The sequence below is a fragment of the Atopococcus tabaci DSM 17538 genome (assembly GCF_000429585.1).
Classification (GTDB): Bacteria; Bacillota; Bacilli; order Lactobacillales; family Carnobacteriaceae_A; genus Atopococcus; species Atopococcus tabaci.
Genome location: NZ_AUCD01000136.1, coordinates 1 through 1246 on the forward strand (window position 1 = coordinate 1; position 1246 = coordinate 1246).

Consider the following 1246-nt stretch of genomic DNA (forward strand, 5'->3'; position numbering starts at 1 on the left):
TTCATTATGCCGGTGTGGCGGAATAGGCAGACGCGCTGGACTCAAAATCCAGTGTCCGCGAGGACGTGCCGGTTCGACTCCGGCCACCGGTATCATACAAAAAGCACTTCATAAGTATTGAACATTCAATATTTATGAAGTGCTTTTTTTGTTTTCTGTTTTTAAATCTGTCTCGAAGTGGTTGTGTGTTATATTTAAGAAGGAGTATAATTCAAACACAGTAGGAGGAACATAATGGAACTAGGAGCATTTTCAATAAGCCTGAATGTAAAAGATATCCAACGATCAAAAGAATTTTATGAAAAATTGGGATTTGAACCATTAGGCGGCGACATCAATCAAAAATGGTTGATTCTAAAAAATGGGGAGACTGTGATAGGTTTATTTGAAGGTATGTTTGAGAAAAACATTTTGACATTTAATCCAGGATGGGACGAGAATGCTGAAAACACAGAATCCTTTACTGATGTAAGAGAGCTTCAAAAGAGTTAAAGAAAAAAGGGATTCAGTTGAAGGAAGAGGCCGATGAGACAACAGAAGGACCCGCTTACATTACATTGGAGGATCCGGACGGGAATTCTATCTTAATCGATCAACATCGTTAGTCATTTGTATCTTTAAGTTTAAGAAAGAAGGAAGAGTCGAAAAAATGAATCAAAAATTAGGTAACGTGCAGATGATAGTGGGACTACTGATTCTACTGATAGGGCTGCTCAGTTCATTTGTCGCTTGGTTTATTGGGATATTTGTTATGGCGTTTGGTATATGGAATATTTTCATAGGCAGCCAAGTTAGAAAAGGCACCGGAAAAACGACAGTGAATAAAATTGGAAAAAGAACGGAGTAACTGCTTTAAGAATTTGAAGAACCCGTGAGAGACAGAAACTTGTCTTTCACGGGTTCTTCATTCATTACAGCAGGTTATCTTTATTTCTCTGGATCTTTTGTTTCTCCTGAATCTGTTTTGTTTTGAAGCAGCTCTTTGCCTTTGTCTAAAGTGGTTTTCATAGGGGAGTGGTCGCCTGAGTTGTGCAGTTCAGGTTTACCAGGAGTCCGCACCGGTTTTTCTCCCATGGCAATGGCTTTGTCTTCGTATTTGAAAGGTTTTCCATCGACAGCGGTTTCGCCATCAATCACAGCCTTACTATCTTCACCTGTTTATGGCAATATAGAAATACAGAAGATTGCAATGAATAAGTACATAGTCTGGCAATAAAAAAAGGCCTTGTTAGCCTCCCAATAATCC

4 protein-coding genes and 1 tRNA gene are annotated in these 1246 nt (G+C 39.1%); 4 read left to right on the forward strand and 1 reads right to left on the reverse strand.

The genetic code is table 11. The features are described from left to right. Positions 1-8 precede the first annotated feature (8 nt). From G470_RS0111710 to G470_RS0111720, 4 genes are all read left to right on the forward strand, one after another. Positions 9-92 (forward strand) — tRNA-Leu (locus G470_RS0111710). 142 nt (positions 93-234) lie between these two features. Next, complete coding sequence (locus G470_RS13595; protein ID WP_205617935.1) at positions 235-492, forward strand: VOC family protein; 258 nt, start codon at positions 235-237, stop codon at positions 490-492. 17 nt (positions 493-509) lie between these two features. Then, on the forward strand, positions 510-605 hold the full coding sequence (locus tag G470_RS15145; RefSeq protein WP_420806593.1) for a hypothetical protein: 96 nt from the start codon (positions 510-512) through the stop codon (positions 603-605). 44 nt (positions 606-649) lie between these two features. Continuing rightward, positions 650-847 (forward strand): hypothetical protein, encoded by a 198-nt coding sequence (locus tag G470_RS0111720; RefSeq protein ID WP_028274949.1) that lies wholly within the window; start codon positions 650-652, stop codon positions 845-847. An 80-nt stretch (positions 848-927) separates the two neighbouring features. Here the strand turns inward: G470_RS0111720 and G470_RS0111725 are convergent, their stop codons facing one another. After that, positions 928-1137 carry a hypothetical protein gene (locus G470_RS0111725; protein WP_028274950.1) on the reverse strand — a complete coding sequence of 70 codons (210 nt, stop codon included), beginning with the start codon at positions 1135-1137 and terminating at the stop codon, positions 928-930. Between the last annotated feature and the right edge of the window lie 109 nt (positions 1138-1246).